The organism is Buchnera aphidicola (Phyllaphis fagi), from assembly GCF_964058955.1.
Taxonomy (GTDB): domain Bacteria; phylum Pseudomonadota; class Gammaproteobacteria; order Enterobacterales; family Enterobacteriaceae; genus Buchnera_L; species Buchnera_L aphidicola_AI.
Genome location: NZ_OZ060370.1, coordinates 70,175 through 88,629, shown reverse-complemented (window position 1 = coordinate 88,629; position 18,455 = coordinate 70,175). Strand labels below are relative to the sequence as shown.

Below are 18,455 nucleotides of genomic sequence, written 5' to 3'. Positions count from 1 at the left end.
TTACATATTAATGATATAAAAGCTTCCAAATAAAGGAAGCTCATACTAAAATTTGACTATATTATAATATAAAAATAAATTAATAAGTTTGCTGTAAAATATCTTGAGATTTTTTGACTAATAAATTAAATGTATTTTGATCACAAAACGCAAGATTAGATAAAGATTTACGATTTATAATAATGTTTAATTTCTTTAATCCATATATAAAATTACTATATGATATACGATTTTGTCGAGTTGCTGCATTAATCCGAGCAATCCATAATCTTCGAAATTGTCTTTTCTTTTGCCGTCTATCACGATACGCATATTGACCAGCTTTAATAACTGCTTGACAAGCAACTCTATACACACGAGATCTAGCACCGTAATATCCTTTTGCTTGTTTTAAAACTTTTTTATGACGAGCATGAGCAGTTACACCTCGTTTTACACGAACCATTGAATCTCCTATTTACAAAATAATAAATTATTTTAATTTAAAATATTAATTAAAATAAGGAAAAAAAGATTGAACATGCATTCGATCTTTTTTTGAAACAATTACTTTAACACGAAGATGTCTTTTTCGATGAGATGTTTTTTTTGTTAAAATATGACGTAAATTAGATTGTTTACGTTTAAATTGACCAGATGAAATGCTTTTAAATCTTTTAGAAGCACTTTTTAATGTTTTCATTTTAGGCATAATTTATGATACCTGAATTTAAGTAATTAAAAAATAATAAAACTATTTTTTTTTAGGATTTAATACCATAATCATTTGTCGACCTTCTACTCTTGTAGGAAATGATTCTAAAACAGAAAATTTCATTAAATCTTTTTGAACTCTTTGTAATACTTGAATGCCAAGATCTTGATGAGCCATTTCTCGTCCTCTAAATCGTAATGTAATTTTTACTTTATTCCCTTGTTCTAAAAATTTAATTAAATTACGTAATTTTACTTGGTAATCACCTTCTTCCGTACTAGGTCTGAATTTAATTTCTTTTATTTGAACAATTTTTTGTTTTTTTCTTTGTTCTTTTAAATTTTTATTCTTTTCATATAAAAATTTACCATAATTCATAATTCGACACACTGGAGGTGTTGCATTAGGACTAATTTCGACTAAATCAACTCTTTCATATTCAGCGTATTGTAACGCTTTTTTTAAATTCATAATACCAATTGATTCATTATTAATTCCAATTAATCTAACTTGTCGTGCTTTTATTTCATCATTAATTCGATTAGGTTTGATTAATTGAATACGATTTCCAATTTTAATACTTTATTCCTCCATTTGATAAAAGTTACAATTTTGAATTTCAAATTGTAATTTTTTTATAAAAATATCTATATCTATTAATTTAATAGTTTTATTTGATCTATTACGAATACTAATTTTATTTAATTTAATTTCTTGATCACCACAAATTAATATATAAGGAATTCGTTCAATAGTATATTTACGAATTTTAAAATTAATTTTTTCATTTTTTATATCATATTTTACACGAATACCTAAATTAAAAAGTTTTTTCATAATTTTAATAACATATTCATTATGATTCATATTTACATTGATTACTACAACTTGTACAGGTGATAACCAAGTAGGTAAAAAACCTGAATATTCTTCTAATAAAATACCAATAAATCTTTCTATAGATCCTAATATTGCTCTATGTATCATAACAGGAGTTTTTCTATTATTATTATGATCTATATAAAAAGAAGAAAATCTTTTTGGTAAATAAAAATCAAGTTGTATTGTACCACACTGCCATAATCTACTTAAACTATCTTCTAAAATAAATTCAATTTTAGGACCATAAAATGCTCCTTCACCGTTTTGTATTTGAAAATTAAGATTACTTATCAATAAAGCATTCTTTAAATCTTGTTCTGATTTATCCCAAATTTTATCATTACCAATTCTTTTTTTTGGTCTAGTTGAAAGATTAATATGTATTTTTTTAAAATTAAATACTTTATAAACATCAAAAATCATTTTAATACAATTTATAATTTCAATTTGTACTTGATTTTCTGTACAAAATATATGAGCATCATCTTGAGTAAAGTTACGTAATCTCATTAAACCATGTAGAGAACCTGAAGATTCATTACGGTGACATATACCAAATTCTGACATACGTACCGGAAGATCTCGATATGATTTTAAATCACAATTAAAAATTTGTATATGAGCAGGACAATTCATGGGTTTAATAAAATATTCTTGATATTCAGACATAGTAGAAAATATAGAATCTTTAAAGTTTTCAACATGACCACTAATTTCCCACATAGATTTATGCATCATAATAGGTGTTTTAACTTCTTCATATTTTGCTTCGCGTAATTTACAACGAATAAAATTCTTTAATTCTTGAAAAATAATTAATCCATTATTATGCCAAAATATCATCCCTGAAGCTTCTTCTTGAATATGATATAATTTCATTTTTTTATTAATTAATCTATGATCTTTATTTTTTATCGCCTCTAAATTATTTAAATATTGTAATAACTGATTATTATTTAACCAAACTGTTCCATAAATACGTTGTAACATATTATTAAACTTACTACCTTCCCAATAAGCTCCAGAACAATTTTGTAATTTAAAATTTGTACAAAATTTTATATTAGATGATTGAGCCCCTAAACTAATATCTAAATATTTTTCATGATAATACACATCAATCATATCATGATCATGAAAATATTTTTTAATATATTCTAATTTATAGATTTCACCCTGTTTTTTGAAAATAACTTTTAAATCTTTTTTTAACATACTATAATAAGTAATAAAATATTTTTTATTAATTAATTTCTTCATCAATACTTCTAAATCTAAAATATCCTTTTTATTAACCGTATCATTTATATCAATATCACAATAAAATCCTTCTTTAAAAATATTACCTATACCTATTTTAGCATATGGCCATTTTTTTTTGCAAGCATATGATAATAATTGTATACAAGAACGTTGAATAAAACTAATAGATTGTTTATCTTTCATTGTTAAAATGCATACATTCGAATTTTTATTAATAATAGTATTAATATGTACAAAATTTTTATTAACAATTGCACCAACGGAAATTTTTCCTAATCCCTTTTTAATATCTTCTGCTACTTTTAGTAATGAAACAGTATTTTCTGTATATACTCGGTTCATCCCATTAAGTAACGTAATAACAAGCATTCCGTATCCTTATATAAAACATGTTGTGCAATATTGAATTATATTATACACAAAAAAAATAAATAAACATAAATTTATTTATTATAATAAAATATTAATAAACTAATTTTTATAAATATATAAAATACATAGTAATTATATACAATACCAGTCATTCTCGACTGGTATAAATATTAAAAACGACTATCAATAGATTTTGCTAATTGAGATAAAATTAAAACACTATCATCCCACCCTAAACATGGATCTGTAATAGATTGACCATATAATAATTTATCTTTATTGACTACTTTTTGTGATCCTTCTTCTAAAAAACTTTCAATCATTACACCAGCAATATTCATTGAACCATCCATAATTTGTTTACATACTGCATCTGCAACATTACATTGTAATTGATGTTGTTTAAAACAATTACCATGACTAAAATCAATCATCAAATATTCTGGTAAATTAAATTTTCTTAAATTTGATACCGCTAATTGAATATCATTAGAATGATAATTAGGATATTTTCCTCCACGCATAATAATATGTCCAAATGGATTTCCACTAGTATGATTAATAGTCATTTTTCCATCTTTATCTGGAGCTAAAAATAAATGACGAACCTGAGCTGCTCGAATTGCATCTATTGCAATACTAATATTTCCATCAGTTCCATTCTTAAATCCTACTGGACATGATAATGCAGAAGCCATTTCACGATGAATCTGACTTTCTGTAGTACGAGCTCCAATTGCACCCCAACTAATTAGATCAGCAATAAATTGACCAACTACAATATCTAAAAATTCTGTAGCTGCAGGAATACCTAACCGATTAATATCTAATAATAATTTACGAGCTACTGATAATCCATGATTAACTCGAAAACTGTTATTAATATCTGGATCAGAAATTAATCCTTTCCAACCTACTACAGTTCTAGGTTTTTCAAAATATGTACGCATAACAATTTCTAGTTTAGAATAATATTTTTTACGTACTATATTAAGTTTCTGAGCATATTCTACAGCTGCTTCTGGATCATGTACTGAACATGGTCCTATAATGACTAACAAACGTTTATCTTTTCCTGTCATAATATTAGAAATATTTTTACGAGCAATAATAATATTATCCATAATTTCTGAAGTAAGAGAATGACATTTTGCTAAATCATTAGGAGTAATTAATGGATCAATACGTATCGTACGCAGTTCATCTGTTTTTTTCATTATTTTCTCTAAAATTAATTAATTTTCTTTATAATTATAATATAGTAGTAATTTGATAAGATAAATTAACTAATAAAAATTTAAAATTACTAAAGTATGCATAATAAAAAATAATAAATTATTTTTAAATATATCATCTAATTCATGTGTAAATAATGATATAAATAAAAACTTATATACTTTCATCGCAATAATAAAATATTATATTAATATTACGAAAATATATAAAACAATAAATTCAATAAATATTGTGAATTTATAAAAATGCAAAACCAAATATAAATAAAAATTAAAATTTTATTAAATTAATAATATAATATTAAAATATTAAAAATTTTATTAACTATAGATATAAATAAAATCTTAAAATTTATCATATAAAAATTTAAACTCTAACATTACATAAATATTATGAATATAAAAAAAATATGGAAAGGAATTACTGTAACAAATGATGCAAAAAAACAAATTAAATATTTAATAAAAAAAAATAATAACACTCAATCTATTCAAATTAACATTAAAAAATCTGGATGTGCTGGATTCCGATATGACTTATCTTTAATATCTTGTAAACACGAAAATATTGATAAAAAATATTATATTTATCAAAAAGATGGAATTATGATACAAATTCCTATAAAATATATGTATTTAATTGATGGAACAACAATAGATTTCTTAAAAGGAGATGGAATTAATATGAAATTTCAATTTAATAATCCTAATACCCAAGAATTTTGTGGTTGTGGTGAAAGTTTTAATATAATTCATACTGAATAACTTCTAAAATATTACCAACATAATAAAAAGTGATTTTTTTTCCCTCGGGTAATTAAAGTAAATTTTCCAAATAATTTATCTGAATAACAAAATAAATATTTTGGATTTATTTCTTTTCTATTATTGATTCGAATAGCATGAGAAATAATTAATTGATATGCATGAGTACGAGAAGAAGATAATTTAGAATTTACTAAAACTTGACGTAAATCTTCATATCCATTCAAAACTAATGACATCATACCATCTTTTTTTAATTGATAAAAATCATATTCTGTTAATTTATGAAAATTTCCAGAAAATAAAATATTAGTAATTCTTTTTGCTGAATTTAATTCTTCTTGACCATGTATCATTTTTGTTACATAATCTGCAAGAATAGATTTGGGATAAAAAAATTGATTTTTCATATTACTTTGTTTATTTATTTGATCAATCTCTTTAATCTTTAAAAAAGTAAATAATTTTAAAAAATCAATAATTTTATCATCACTAGTATTTAACCAAAATTGATAAAATGCATAAGGTGTAGTTTTTGTACTATTTAACCAAATGGTTGTATTTTTTTCTGTTTTCCCAAATTTAATACCATTTGATTGAGTTAATAATGGAGTAGTAAGCCCAAATACTTGTATATGACATAATCTGCGTACTAAATCAATACCAGAAGAAATATTACCCCATTGATCAGAACCTCCAATTTGTAAAGTTACATGGTATTTTTTATATAACTGTAAAAAATCATATGATTGCAATAAATTATAAGAAAATTCTGTGAAAGATATTCCTTGATCAATACGATTAATTCTATTTTTTACAGACTTTCTGTTCATCATTTTATTTATTGAAAAATATTTTCCAATATCGCGTAAAAATGAAATAATATTTATTTTTTTAAACCAATCATAATTATTTACAATAATAGGAGAAATAAAATTTAAATTTTTAAATAAACAAGATATTTGACTTTTAATCTTTGTACTCCATTTTATTGTCATGTCAGAAATTTCAATTAATCTTTCTTTATCTTTAAAACTTGGATCACCAATTAATCCTGTAGCACCTCCTATTAAAACAACAATATTATGATTATATTTTTGAAACCACTTTAAGCATAATAAAGGTAAAAGATGACCTACATGTAAACTATCAGAAGTTGGATCAAATCCACAATATAATGTAATAATATTATGGTTGATTTGTTTTTCTAAATCATGAATATTACTAATTTTTGAAACAAAACCTCTTACTTGTAATTCATCTAAAAGATTTAACTTAACCATAAAATTTTAAAACCTTATATAATTTTTAAATTATTCATATAATCTTAAAAATAATAAATAAAAACATAATTTTTATTATATTTCATATTATAAAACACACATTTTATCCTAACTAATATTATAAAATATATATACTTACAATCAATATGAGTCAATTTCATAATATTCTATATTGAAAATAATATTTATCATTAATATAAATATACATTTAATACTAAATATTTTCATAGAAATTTTTCTAATTTATCAACAACTATTTGAGTATAATAATCTACTTCAATATTTACTATATCTCCCACAACTCTACTTGAAATATTAGTACTACATAAAGTTTCTGGAATAAAATAAACATAAAAAATATTTTGACTTATTCCACTAACTGTTAAACTGATTCCATCAATTGCAATAAATCCTTTTAAAAAAATATATTTCATAATAAATATATTATTGACCTGAAAAAAAATTTTTTTATTTTCTTTTATATGAATAATATTATGTATTATTGCTGTACTAATAATATGACCAGTTAATAAATGACCACCAATTTCATCACCAAATTTTAACGATCGTTCAATATTAATTTTTGATCCAACATGTAATAACGACAAATTAGTAATTCTTAATGTTTCCTTCATAATATCAAAATAAACATATTCATATTTAATTTTTGTTACAGTTAAACAACAACCGTTGTTTGATACAGAAGCACCAATTTTTAAATTTGATATTAAATCATTTGGAAATTTTATTTGATATGTACAAAATTTATATTTTTTTTTTATAGACGATATAACAGCTATTCCTTGTATAATACCAGTAAACATAATCACTTCCATAGATTTTGAAATTAGTAGACATATTATATAATATAATATATGATAGTAAAAATAATAAAAAATTTTATAATCATTTGATATAATTAATATATATGTATACAAAAAAATATAATCGTATAATATTCTATATTATATATAATAAATATACTTAGATGATAAAATTGTTTAATATATGCGTTCGTAGCTCAGTTGGTTAGAGTGTCACTATGACATAGTGAAAGTCAGTGGTTCAAATCCACTCGAACGCAATAATTATATGTAATAAAAATAATATTAATAATATTAATTACAATAATGAGATATAACTACATTGATTACAGAATTCATAAAATTAATTAATAAAAATCAATCTTTATTACTATCTTATAGTGGAGGATTAGATTCTACCGTATTATTATTTCAACTCATTAAATTTCAAAAAAAATATCCATCTTTAAATTTAAGAGCTATTCATATCAATCATCAGCTAAATATTAAATCAAAACAGTGGAGTAACCACTGTAAAAAAATGTGTAATACTATTAATATCCCCTTAATAACCGAAAATATCATTATACCTAATCAAAATAATATTCAAGCAATCGCTCGAAAAATAAGATATAAAACCATCGAAAAACATATGAACAAAAACGAAATATTATTAACCGCACATCATTTAGATGATCAATGTGAAACATTATTTTTATCTCTTAAACGAGGCAGTGGTTTATCTGGTTTATCCGGTATGTCATATTCTACTATTTTAAAAAAAAATAAAATCATTTTTAGACCATTATTACAATATCAAAAAAGTCAATTATATACATGGGCAATATTAAATAATCTACATTGGATTGAAGATGATAGTAATTTAAAAAATCAATATGATCGAAATTTTATAAGAAATGTAATTATAAAAAAAATAAAGGGAAAATGGCCATTCTTTATAAACAATTGTTATAGAAGTATGCATATCTGTCATATACAAGAAAAATCTTTAAACCATTTTTTAGATAATTCATTATCAAAATATTTAATTTGTCATAACATATTAAATATTAAAAAATTTCATATTATTCACAAAGAAACACAAATTTTAATTATCCGAAGATGGATACAAAAATATGCAAAATTAATACCTACTTATCTTCAAATTCAAAATATTTATAATCATTTAATTATTAATTATCAAAAATATCAAAAATATAAAGTAGTGTTTAAAAATTTTGAAATATGTCGATATAAAAATAAAATTTTTAAAATCCCTATTAATAATCCCATAAAAAACAAAATATTATTTTGGTATGATTATAAAATTCCAATACAACTTCCCCAGGAACTGGGAGTAATCATGACAAACCAACATGGAACAAAAATACCAAAACCTAAAATAAATGATTTAGTAAGTATTAGATTTCAAACAGATAAAAAAATATTAATAAATAAAAAATATAAAACATCCATAAAAAACATATGGCAACATTTTAAAGTACCTCCATGGAATCGAAATCGTATACCATGTCTATTTTATAATAATAAATTAATTTACATTATTGGAATTATATTAATTTATAATCCTAAAAATAATAATACTAATTATTGGAATATATCATGGGTTAATAATTTTAAAAATTATAACTAAATTAAAAATTTTTTTTTATAAAATTTAAATCAATTCGTTTATATAATGGATAAAATAAATTAATATTATGATTTAATAATGGCTTATTAATATTATTCCAAGATAATCTAGTCATTAAAAATAATTCTGTTCTTTTAGCTAAATCTGGTACAATAGGTTTCATACAAATCATAATAATACGAAATAAATTTATACCCATAGAACAAATGTTATGTAGTTTAATATAGTTTTTTGTAATTGAGATTGTCCATGGTTTTTGATCATTAATATACTGATTAGCTATATTTGATAATTCTATAATTTTTCGAATAGCCAAATGAAATTCTCTTTTTCTAAAGAAATAACTAATTAATTGAGTAGCATGAATAAAAGTATGATATAATTTTTTATTATCTAATTCAAATGATAATATATTACTAAAATAATTATTTAAAAAACTAGCACTACGAGAAGCTAAATTAACTATTTTATTTACAATATCCGAATTAATTCTATTTGTAAATTCTTCTAAATTAATTTCAATATCTTCAATTTTTGAAGATAATTTAGATGCATAATAATATCGCAAACTATCAGAATCTAAATATTTTATCCATTTCTTCACAGAAATTAAAGAACCTCGAGATTTAGATAACTTTTTCCCATTTAAAGTAACATGTCCATGAACAAATATTCGAGTCGGTTTTCTAAAATTAATACTTTCTAGAATCGCGGGCCAAAAAAGAGTATGAAAATAAATAATATCTTTCCCAATAAAATGATATAATTTTACTTGAGAATCTATATTCCAAAATTCATAAAAATTTAAATATTTATTTTTATTGCATAATTCTTTAAATGTACTAATATAACAAACTGGAGCATCCAACCATACATAAAAATATTTTTCTGGCATATCAGGAATTTTAAAACCAAAATACGGAGTATCTCTAGAAATATTCCATTTTTTCAAACCTATATTAAACCATTCTTGTGTTTTATTAAACACTGGTTTTTGTAAAACTCCAGAATTTATCCACGTGTTTAATTTTTTTTTGAACATATTTAAATCAAAAAATAAATGTAATGAACTACAAACAATAGGTTGAGTGTAAGAAATATTAGATATTGGATTAATTAATTCTATTGCTTTATAAATAGCACCACATGTTTCACAATTATCTCCATATTGATCACTAGAATAACATATAGGACATGATCCTGTAACAAATCTATCTGGTAAAAATATTTTTTCTTTTGTATCATATAATTGAAATATTATTTTTTCTTTAATTAATTGATTAACTTTTAAAGTGTAATATATTTTTTTTACAAAATATTTATTTTCGTAATTATGAGTTGAAGAATAATGATCATATAAAATATTAAAAGATTTTAAATCAAATTTATGTTCTTTAAAAATAGAATAAATTAATTTCTCTGGAGAAATAGACATTTCTCTTGATTTCATCATAATTGCTGTACCATGAGCATCATCAGCACAAATAAACCATACTTCATTACCTATCATTTTTTGATATCGTACCCATATATCTGCTTGAATATGTTCTAACATATGTCCAATATGCATTGATCCATTAGCATATGGCAATGCACAAGTGACTAAAATTTTTTTTTTCATAAAATAATAATTTTTAAGTAATTTTAAATATTCCATTGATAATACATTACATATTTGTTTTTTATAAATATTTTTATAAAATTATCATATAAATACGTTATATATTTTAAAATATAATAAAATATATATTTTTAAGATGCCCAATTAGTATGAAATACACCTTCCTGATCATGTCTTTTATAAGTATGCGCACCAAAATAATCTCTTTGTGCTTGAATTAAATTAGCAGAAGAACATGATGTGCGATAACTATCATAATATGAAATAGCAGCAGAAAAAACAGGAACAGAAATGCCATATTTTATAGCACAAGATACTACTTGACGTAGAGTATTCTGATATTTATTAGCAATTTCCTGAAAATAAGGTGATAACAATAAATTGATTATTGTATTATCATACTGATATACCTCAACAATTTTTTTTAAAAAACTTGCTTGAATAATACAACCTGAACGAAAAATTTTAGCAATATTACTATACTTTAAATTCCAATGATATTTTTTAGAAGCATTATTTAATTGTAAAAATCCTTGTGAATACGAAATAATTTTTCCTAAATATAATGATTGTCTAATTTTTTCTATAAAATCTGCCTGATTATGTAAAATATAATTATTTTTTGGACCTAATAATATATTAGAAGCTAATATTCTTTGTGATTTTAAAGAAGATATATATCTAGCAAAAACAGACATAGTAATTAAAGTTAATGGTTCATGTAATTCTAACGCTTCTTTACAAGTCCATTCACCAGTACCTTTACTATCCGCTTGATCTAAAATACAATCTATTAAATCGTCACCATTATCATCTTTTTTAATAAAAATATCTTTAGTAATTTGAATTAAATAACTATTTAATTCACCTTTATTCCATTGAGAAAATACATCAGAAATATCTTTATTACTTAAATTTAAAATATGTTTTAACATTGAATAAGATTCTGCAATTAATTGCATATCAGAATATTCAATACCATTATGAACCATTTTAACATAATGACCAGAACCATCTGGACCAATATACGAAATACAAGATTCATCATCTACTTTTGCTGATATTGCTTGTAAAATAGGTTTAACAAAATTATATGCACTTTTTTTACCTCCAGGCATAATAGAAGGTCCTGTTAATGCTCCATATTCTCCTCCTGAAATTCCAGCTCCAATAAAATTAATATTATATTTTAATAAATTATTATATCTACGAATAGTATCTTTATAAAACGAATTACCACCATCAATAATGATATCACCTTTCGTTAAATAAGGCACAATCATTGATATTATATCATCCGTTGGTTGTCCTGATTGAACCATAAGTAAAATACATTTAGGACCTTTTAAAGAAATAATAAAATCATGAATTAAAAAAAATGGAAATATTGTTTTATTTGAAAAATTCTTCATTACATATTCTGTTTTTTGAGGAGTACGATTAAATATAGAAACATTATATCCATGATTTGCAATATTTAACGCTAAATTACGACCCATGACAGCCATACCTATAACTCCAACATCATTCTTTTGCATTAATTAAACTCCAATATGTAAAACCAATAATTATAAATACTATAGATGAAAATTTAAAATATTACACTATTTAAAAACTACCACAATATATTTATTAATATTTTAAATAAATTAAATAAAAATTTTACTATTATACAAGTAGTAATAATGTAGTAATACTATTTATTTATATTTTTATGTATTCTTCGATTTCTTAAATTATTAATTAAATCATTAAAATCTAAATTTTGATTATGTAATAATACTAATAAATGATATATAAGATCAGAAGATTCATTAATAAAATCTATTTTATTTTTATTTAAAACAGAAATCACTACTTCAACAACTTCTTCACCAACTTTTTGTGATATTCTATTAATACCTTGTTGATGTAAACTAGTAGTATATGAAGAATTATATTTTAAATATTTCTTATTTTTAATGATTTTATCTAAATAAAACAAATATGTAAAATGTGTCTTTTCACCAAAAAAACAACTACTTTTCTGGATATGGCAAGTCAAATTAATAGAATTAGCTAATATTAATAAAACATCACAATCACAATCTATATTCATTTTTAATACATGTAAAAAATGACCTGACTTTCCCCCTTTAATCCATAATTTTTCTCTAGTTCTAGAATAAAATGTAACTATTTTATGTCTTTGAGTATCATCTAAAGCTTTATCATTCATATAACCATGCATTAAAACTTCACCGGAAATAAAATGTTGTATTATACACGGCATTAGTCCGTTAACTTTTTCCCAATTAATACTCAATAACTGATGAGTATTTAACATAATCTGATTTCTATCCCCATATTCATTAAAAATTTTTTTAATTTTCTAATATTAAATGTATTATTATGAAATACAGATGCTGCTAAAGAACCTTCAACATTTGAAAATTTAAAAACATTATAAAAATCATACATAGTACCTGCTCCTCCAGATGCTATTAATGGTACAGAGCAAACTTGTTTAATTTTTTTTAATTGTTTAATATCATATCCATAACACATTCCATCTTGATTCATCATATTGATTACAATTTCTCCAGCACCTCTTTGTTGTACTTCTTTTACCCAAGAAAGAGTTTTCAAATTAGTTTTTTTTGTCATATTAGAATCACCTGTATATTGATACACATGATAACAATCACTTTTTTTGTCATACCATGAATCTATACCAACTACAACACATTGTGTTCCAAAACGATCAGCAATACGAGTGATTAAATCAGGATCATTAATAGCAGGAGAATTTATTGAAATTTTATCCGCACCAAATTCTAAAATTGTACTTACATCTTTAAGATTTTTTATACCTCCAGCTACACAAAAAGGAATATTAATTACTTCAGCAATTTTACGTATCCACATTTTGTTAACTAATTTATTACATACAGATGCAGTAATATCATAAAATACTAATTCATCCGCTCCATCTATAGCATATTTTTTAGCTAATGATATAATATCACCCATAATTTTATGTTCACGAAATTGTATTCCTTTAACTACCTGACCATTTTTTACATCTAAACATGGGATAATTCTCTTTGCCAACATTTCATTGCCTCTACTATAGTAAATTTATTTTCCAGCAAACTCCGTCCAACAATAACATGTTTGACTCCAGTATTTTTTATATCTTTAATATCACTAAGGGTACTGATTCCACCTGAAGCTTGAAAATGAATAGTAGGAAATTTATTCACCATTTCTTTATATAATGCTACATTTGGACCAAATAAAGTTCCATCTCGAGAAATATCTGTACATAAAACATGTTTGATGTTTACAGACAATAATTTTTCTAAAATATTTTCTAATTCTATATAAGTATTTTCTTCCCATCCATTAATAAAAATTATTTTTTTATTATTTTCCATAATACGAATATCTAATGCTGCTACAATAAAATCATTACCATATACATCAATCCATTTTTTAATTTCATTAATTTTCTTAATCATAGATGATCCAATTACTACCCTATTAACACCTAATAAAAAAAAATATTCTATATCATAAATATCACGAATACCACCTCCTATTTGTATGTAACGTTTAAATATATCCATAATTTTAAAATATATTGTTTTTTGTTTATTTTTAGGATTTCGAGCACCATTTAGATCAACTATATGAACAATATTGATCCCTGAACATATATATTGCTTTAATATATTATATAATTTATAATTATAATATTTTAATAAATTATAATTTCCTTGATATAATCGAACTATTTTAGAATTCATAATATCTAAAGCTGGAATAATCATAGCTTCACATCTCTAAAAAATTTAATAATAATTTTGAACCAAATAAACCAGATTTTTCTGGATGAAATTGTACACCGAAAAAATTATTTTTTTGAATTACTGAACTAAAATGAATACCATAATAAGATTCTGATATAGTATATTGATTTACTGGAATAGCATAACTATGATTAAAATAAAACCATTCCCCTGATTTAATTCCTATAAATAAAGGATGTTCTTTAGAAAATACAATTTGATTCCAACCAGTATGAGGTAATGGTAATTTACCAACATTTAATAATAATACAGAAGAATCTATAATACCTATCATTTTAATACCTTGTGATTCTTCACTAAATGAAGATAATAATTGCATACCTAAACATATTCCCAATACTGGATAAGTCAAATTTTTTATTATTGTAATTAATTTTTTTTTATACAACTGTTTCATAATTGATACAGAACTACCTACCCCTGGAATTAATAATTTATCAGCACTTAAGATTGTATTAGCATCATCTGTTATTATAGGATAATATCCTAATTTTTCAATTGATAATTTTACAGATAATAAATTAGAACAATTAGTGTCTAATATCACTATATTCATGTTATAACATCCCTTTTGATGTCGGTAAACTAACTCCTGTAATATTAATAGCTTGTTTTAAAGATCTACCAAAAGCTTTAAATAAACTTTCAATTTGATGATGATCATTTGTACCTGTACTAATTAAATGAATTGTGCTTTTCATAGAAAATGATAAAGATTGAAAAAAATGTTCTACCATATTTGTACTAAAATCACCTACAAATTGATAATTAAATTTACCTATAAATTTTAAATATGATCGTCCAGATAAATCTAAAAGACAATATCCAGAACTTTCATCCATTGGAACATGAAATCCAAATCTATGAATTCCTAATTTATTACCTAAAGATTTTAGAATAGCATTCCCTAGAACAATCCCAGTATCTTCAATAATATGATGATCATCAACATTAATATCTCCATCAACATGTATATTCATTTTAATATTAGCATGAATAGCAATTTGTTCTAACATATGATTAAAAAAATTAATTCCAGTATTAATTTTATTATGTCCTGATTTATCTAACCACAATTCAATTATAATTTTTGTTTCTTGAGTATTTCGAAAAACTTTTATATATCTATTTCCATTATATAAAATATTATAAATATCATCCCAATTCAATTTATTTCTCTTATATAATATTCCTTGAATACCTATTTTTTTTGCTAATTGTATATCTGTTATTCTATCTCCAATAACATAACTATTCTTTTTATCCAATGTATTATGCACTATCCATGATGTTAATAACCCTGTATTAGGTTTTCGACAATCACAACAATCAGTATATAAATGTGGACAAATTAAAATATAATCAAAAACAATACCCTGTGAAAAAAATATATCTAACATAAATTTATGAGGTGTAATAAATGAACTATATGGAAAACTAGAAGTATATAAACCATCTTGATTACTAACCATAACTAATTTAAAATTTAATTGAATTAATTTTTTAAGTACAGTAATAACACAAGGTTCAAATACTAATTTATCCATTTGATCAACTTGAAAATTATCCGATGGTTCTTGAATTAATGTGCCATCACGATCAATAAATAATATTTTTTCTTGCACAGATATTCCTTGAAAATTAACTTACAATGAATATTAAACTATATTTTTTAACCCTTGAATTAAATGTAAACATTCTTTTTTAGTGCCAATAGATATTCTAATACATCCTTGTAATCCATATTCATGATCTTGGTTTCTTACAATAATTCCTTGATTCCACAATTTTTGAAATACATTATGAACAGAAAAAAATTTTACTAATATAAAATTTGCTTCACTCATAAACACTTTATTTACCAAATTTATTTTATTTAAATGATTCAACAACCAAGATTTATTTTTATTTAATTCTAATACATTATTTCTCATAATTTGAATGTATTGATTCTGTAACGCTTGATATGCTATATCTATTACAGGTAATGATAAAGGATATGGAGTAATTACTTTTTTTAATAAACTAATAATATCATGATGAGCTAAAGTAAAACCACACCTAATACCAGCTAATCCGAAAGATTTTGATAATGTTCTTAAAATAACTAGATGAGAAAATTTTACTATTAAATCAGATAAACTATGTTCATAACAAAATTCAATATATGCTTCATCTATAATTACTAAACATTTCCTATAAGTTATTTTTAATAAATTAATAATATCTATTTTATTTATTACATGACCTGTAGGATTATTAGGACGACAAATATATATTAATTTTACATTATTTAAATTAGCTTGAATATCAGATATATTCAGAGTTTTATTAAAAAATAGTGGAATTATTTTATTATGAATATTATATATTTCTGAAATCTTAGAATACATTGAATAAGTAGGTGAAAAAGTAATAATGGAATCTTGTTTAGGAGAACAAAATACCTTTATTAATAACTCAATAGCTTCATCAGACCCTCTACTCACTAAAATATTTTTCGTAGAAATTTTAGAATATTCAGAATATTTTAAAATTATATTTTTTGGTTGACATTCGGGATAACGATTAAATTTTAAATTACTAAGATTAAATATCATACCTTGAGGATATTCATTTGCATTTAACCAAACATCTCCTGTACCACCAATTTTTCTTGCAGATCGATATTCTTGAAATAATAAAATATTTTTACGAGATAATTTTTTAATACTACTTTTCATAATTCTTTCCAAGAGAATTAACACGTATTGTTACAGCATTACTATGAGCATCCATTTTTTCAAATAAAGATAAACACTGTACTGCTTTAGAAACATTTTTTAAACCATAAGATGTCAATTCTTGCACACTAATACGTTTTTGAAAATCTATTACACTTAACCCTGAAGCAGAAACAGCACTACCATAAGTTGGTAAAACATGATTAGGTCCAGAAATATAATCTCCAACTGATTCAGGTGACCAATGACCTAAAAATATTGATCCAGCATTAACAATATTTTTTAATATACATCTCGGTTTTTTTGTTTGAATAATTAAATGTTCTGGAGCATAATGATTAGATATTTCTATACATTCTAACAAATTACTTGTAACAATCAATCTACTATTCTTTAATGCACTTAAAATAATATCTTTTCTAGATAAATAAAATATTTGTTTATTAATTTCTAATAATACTTTTTGTGCTATTTTTTCATCAGGAGTTAATAAAATAACTTGAGAATCAGGTCCATGTTCAGCTTGAGATAATAAATCAGCAGCAATAAACGAAGAATTAGCAAAACAATCTGCAATAATCAATAATTCAGATGGACCTGCAATCATATCAATAGAAAAATCTGATAGCAATTGATTTAATTGTAATTTTGCTTCTGTAACATACGCATTTCCTGGACCAAATACTTTATTGACTTTTGTAATTGTTTCTGTTCCAACAGCAAGAGCAGCAATAGCTTGAGCACCACCAATTTCAAATATATTTTTAATTCCACATATTTTCGCAACATATAAAATCTCATTAACAATTGGAGGAGGAGAACACAATATAATATTTTTGCAACCTGCAATAGAAGCTGGTATTGCTAGCATCAATACACTAGAAAACAAAGGAGACAATCCGCCAGGAATATATAAACCAACCGATTCAATAGGAATAATCATTTGTTGACAACGTATACCAGGTTGAATATCTATATCAATTATTTTCATATTTTGATGTAAATGAAATTTATAAATATTTTTAAAAGATGACAAGATTGATTTTTTAAAATCTTGATTCACTAAACATTCAGATTTATCAATTTTATCCTGAGAAACTTTAAAATTATTTAATGTTACATTATCAAATTTTTTAGTATACTTATATAATGCTTTATCTCCTAAATTCATAACATTTGATATAATTTTTTTAACTGTTTTTTTAACATGATTTTGTTTTAATATTTTTGGTCTCAATAATATATTTTGTTTCTGAATAGAATTCAGATTATTCCAGTAAGTTATTTTATTTGTAAATAACATATT

The 18,455-nt window shown here is 23.1% G+C and carries 18 protein-coding genes and 1 tRNA gene; 3 read left to right on the top strand and 16 right to left on the bottom strand.

Features of this window, described 5'->3' with window-relative positions:
- Positions 1–79 precede the first annotated feature (79 nt).
- The 5 genes from rplT to AB4W56_RS00410 all read right to left on the bottom strand — a co-directional run bounded on the left by rplT (position 80) and on the right by AB4W56_RS00410 (position 4,428).
- Positions 80–445, bottom strand: a complete 366-nt coding sequence (gene rplT / locus AB4W56_RS00430) for a 50S ribosomal protein L20 (RefSeq protein WP_367675879.1) — start codon at positions 443–445, stop codon at positions 80–82.
- A 45-nt stretch (positions 446–490) separates the two neighbouring features.
- Complete coding sequence (gene rpmI, locus AB4W56_RS00425; protein WP_367675878.1) at positions 491–691, bottom strand: 50S ribosomal protein L35; 201 nt, start codon at positions 689–691, stop codon at positions 491–493.
- Positions 692–733: 42 nt separating this feature from the next.
- The gene (gene infC, locus AB4W56_RS00420; protein WP_367675970.1) at positions 734–1,273 is read right to left on the bottom strand and encodes a translation initiation factor IF-3; all 540 of its coding nucleotides are present in this window, start codon (positions 1,271–1,273) and stop codon (positions 734–736) included.
- Between the two features lie 3 nt (positions 1,274–1,276).
- The gene (gene thrS, locus AB4W56_RS00415) at positions 1,277–3,208 is read right to left on the bottom strand and encodes a threonine--tRNA ligase (protein WP_367675877.1); all 1,932 of its coding nucleotides are present in this window, start codon (positions 3,206–3,208) and stop codon (positions 1,277–1,279) included.
- A 173-nt stretch (positions 3,209–3,381) separates the two neighbouring features.
- Entirely contained in the window at positions 3,382–4,428 is a 1,047-nt protein-coding gene (locus AB4W56_RS00410; protein ID WP_367675876.1) for a 3-deoxy-7-phosphoheptulonate synthase, read from the bottom strand.
- Between the two features lie 411 nt (positions 4,429–4,839).
- On the opposite strand from AB4W56_RS00410, the gene AB4W56_RS00405 reads away from it, so the two are divergent.
- On the top strand, positions 4,840–5,211 hold the full coding sequence (locus AB4W56_RS00405; protein ID WP_367675875.1) for an iron-sulfur cluster assembly accessory protein: 372 nt from the start codon (positions 4,840–4,842) through the stop codon (positions 5,209–5,211).
- 11 nt (positions 5,212–5,222) lie between these two features.
- On the opposite strand, the gene tyrS is transcribed toward AB4W56_RS00405, so the two are convergent.
- Positions 5,223–6,494, bottom strand: a complete 1,272-nt coding sequence (gene tyrS / locus AB4W56_RS00400; RefSeq protein ID WP_367675874.1) for a tyrosine--tRNA ligase — start codon at positions 6,492–6,494, stop codon at positions 5,223–5,225.
- A 224-nt stretch (positions 6,495–6,718) separates the two neighbouring features.
- Positions 6,719–7,318, bottom strand: coding sequence for a riboflavin synthase subunit alpha (locus AB4W56_RS00395; RefSeq protein WP_367675873.1), 600 nt, complete (start codon positions 7,316–7,318; stop codon positions 6,719–6,721).
- A 186-nt stretch (positions 7,319–7,504) separates the two neighbouring features.
- On the opposite strand from AB4W56_RS00395, the gene AB4W56_RS00390 reads away from it, so the two are divergent.
- Positions 7,505–7,578 (top strand) — tRNA-Val (locus AB4W56_RS00390).
- A 62-nt stretch (positions 7,579–7,640) separates the two neighbouring features.
- A complete protein-coding gene (tilS, locus tag AB4W56_RS00385) occupies positions 7,641–8,951 on the top strand; it encodes a tRNA lysidine(34) synthetase TilS (RefSeq protein ID WP_367675872.1) in 1,311 nt (436 codons plus the stop codon).
- A 1-nt stretch (position 8,952) separates the two neighbouring features.
- On the opposite strand, the gene metG is transcribed toward tilS, so the two are convergent.
- From metG to hisD, 9 genes are all read right to left on the bottom strand, one after another.
- Positions 8,953–10,572 (bottom strand): methionine--tRNA ligase, encoded by a 1,620-nt coding sequence (metG, locus tag AB4W56_RS00380; RefSeq protein ID WP_367675871.1) that lies wholly within the window; start codon positions 10,570–10,572, stop codon positions 8,953–8,955.
- Between the two features lie 131 nt (positions 10,573–10,703).
- Entirely contained in the window at positions 10,704–12,110 is a 1,407-nt protein-coding gene (gene gndA, locus AB4W56_RS00375; RefSeq protein WP_367675870.1) for an NADP-dependent phosphogluconate dehydrogenase, read from the bottom strand.
- Positions 12,111–12,268: 158 nt separating this feature from the next.
- Positions 12,269–12,898, bottom strand: coding sequence for a bifunctional phosphoribosyl-AMP cyclohydrolase/phosphoribosyl-ATP diphosphatase HisIE (hisIE, locus tag AB4W56_RS00370; RefSeq protein WP_367675869.1), 630 nt, complete (start codon positions 12,896–12,898; stop codon positions 12,269–12,271).
- A complete protein-coding gene (gene hisF, locus AB4W56_RS00365; RefSeq protein ID WP_367675868.1) occupies positions 12,892–13,668 on the bottom strand; it encodes an imidazole glycerol phosphate synthase subunit HisF in 777 nt (258 codons plus the stop codon). The genes hisIE and hisF overlap by 7 nt, the downstream gene beginning before the upstream one ends.
- Positions 13,638–14,387 (bottom strand): 1-(5-phosphoribosyl)-5-[(5-phosphoribosylamino)methylideneamino] imidazole-4-carboxamide isomerase, encoded by a 750-nt coding sequence (locus AB4W56_RS00360; RefSeq protein WP_367675867.1) that lies wholly within the window; start codon positions 14,385–14,387, stop codon positions 13,638–13,640. The genes hisF and AB4W56_RS00360 overlap by 31 nt, the downstream gene beginning before the upstream one ends.
- Before the next feature lie 4 nt (positions 14,388–14,391).
- Positions 14,392–14,982, bottom strand: a complete 591-nt coding sequence (gene hisH, locus AB4W56_RS00355; protein ID WP_367675866.1) for an imidazole glycerol phosphate synthase subunit HisH — start codon at positions 14,980–14,982, stop codon at positions 14,392–14,394.
- A gap of 1 nt (position 14,983) precedes the next feature.
- Positions 14,984–16,051: a bifunctional histidinol-phosphatase/imidazoleglycerol-phosphate dehydratase HisB gene (hisB, locus tag AB4W56_RS00350; protein ID WP_367675865.1), complete on the bottom strand. Its 1,068-nt coding sequence runs from the start codon at positions 16,049–16,051 to the stop codon at positions 14,984–14,986.
- 33 nt (positions 16,052–16,084) lie between these two features.
- Complete coding sequence (hisC, locus tag AB4W56_RS00345) at positions 16,085–17,149, bottom strand: histidinol-phosphate transaminase (RefSeq protein ID WP_367675864.1); 1,065 nt, start codon at positions 17,147–17,149, stop codon at positions 16,085–16,087.
- Positions 17,139–18,452 (bottom strand): histidinol dehydrogenase, encoded by a 1,314-nt coding sequence (gene hisD, locus AB4W56_RS00340; RefSeq protein ID WP_367675863.1) that lies wholly within the window; start codon positions 18,450–18,452, stop codon positions 17,139–17,141. Before hisD ends, hisC begins: the two co-directional genes overlap by 11 nt.
- Positions 18,453–18,455: the final 3 nt, after the last annotated feature.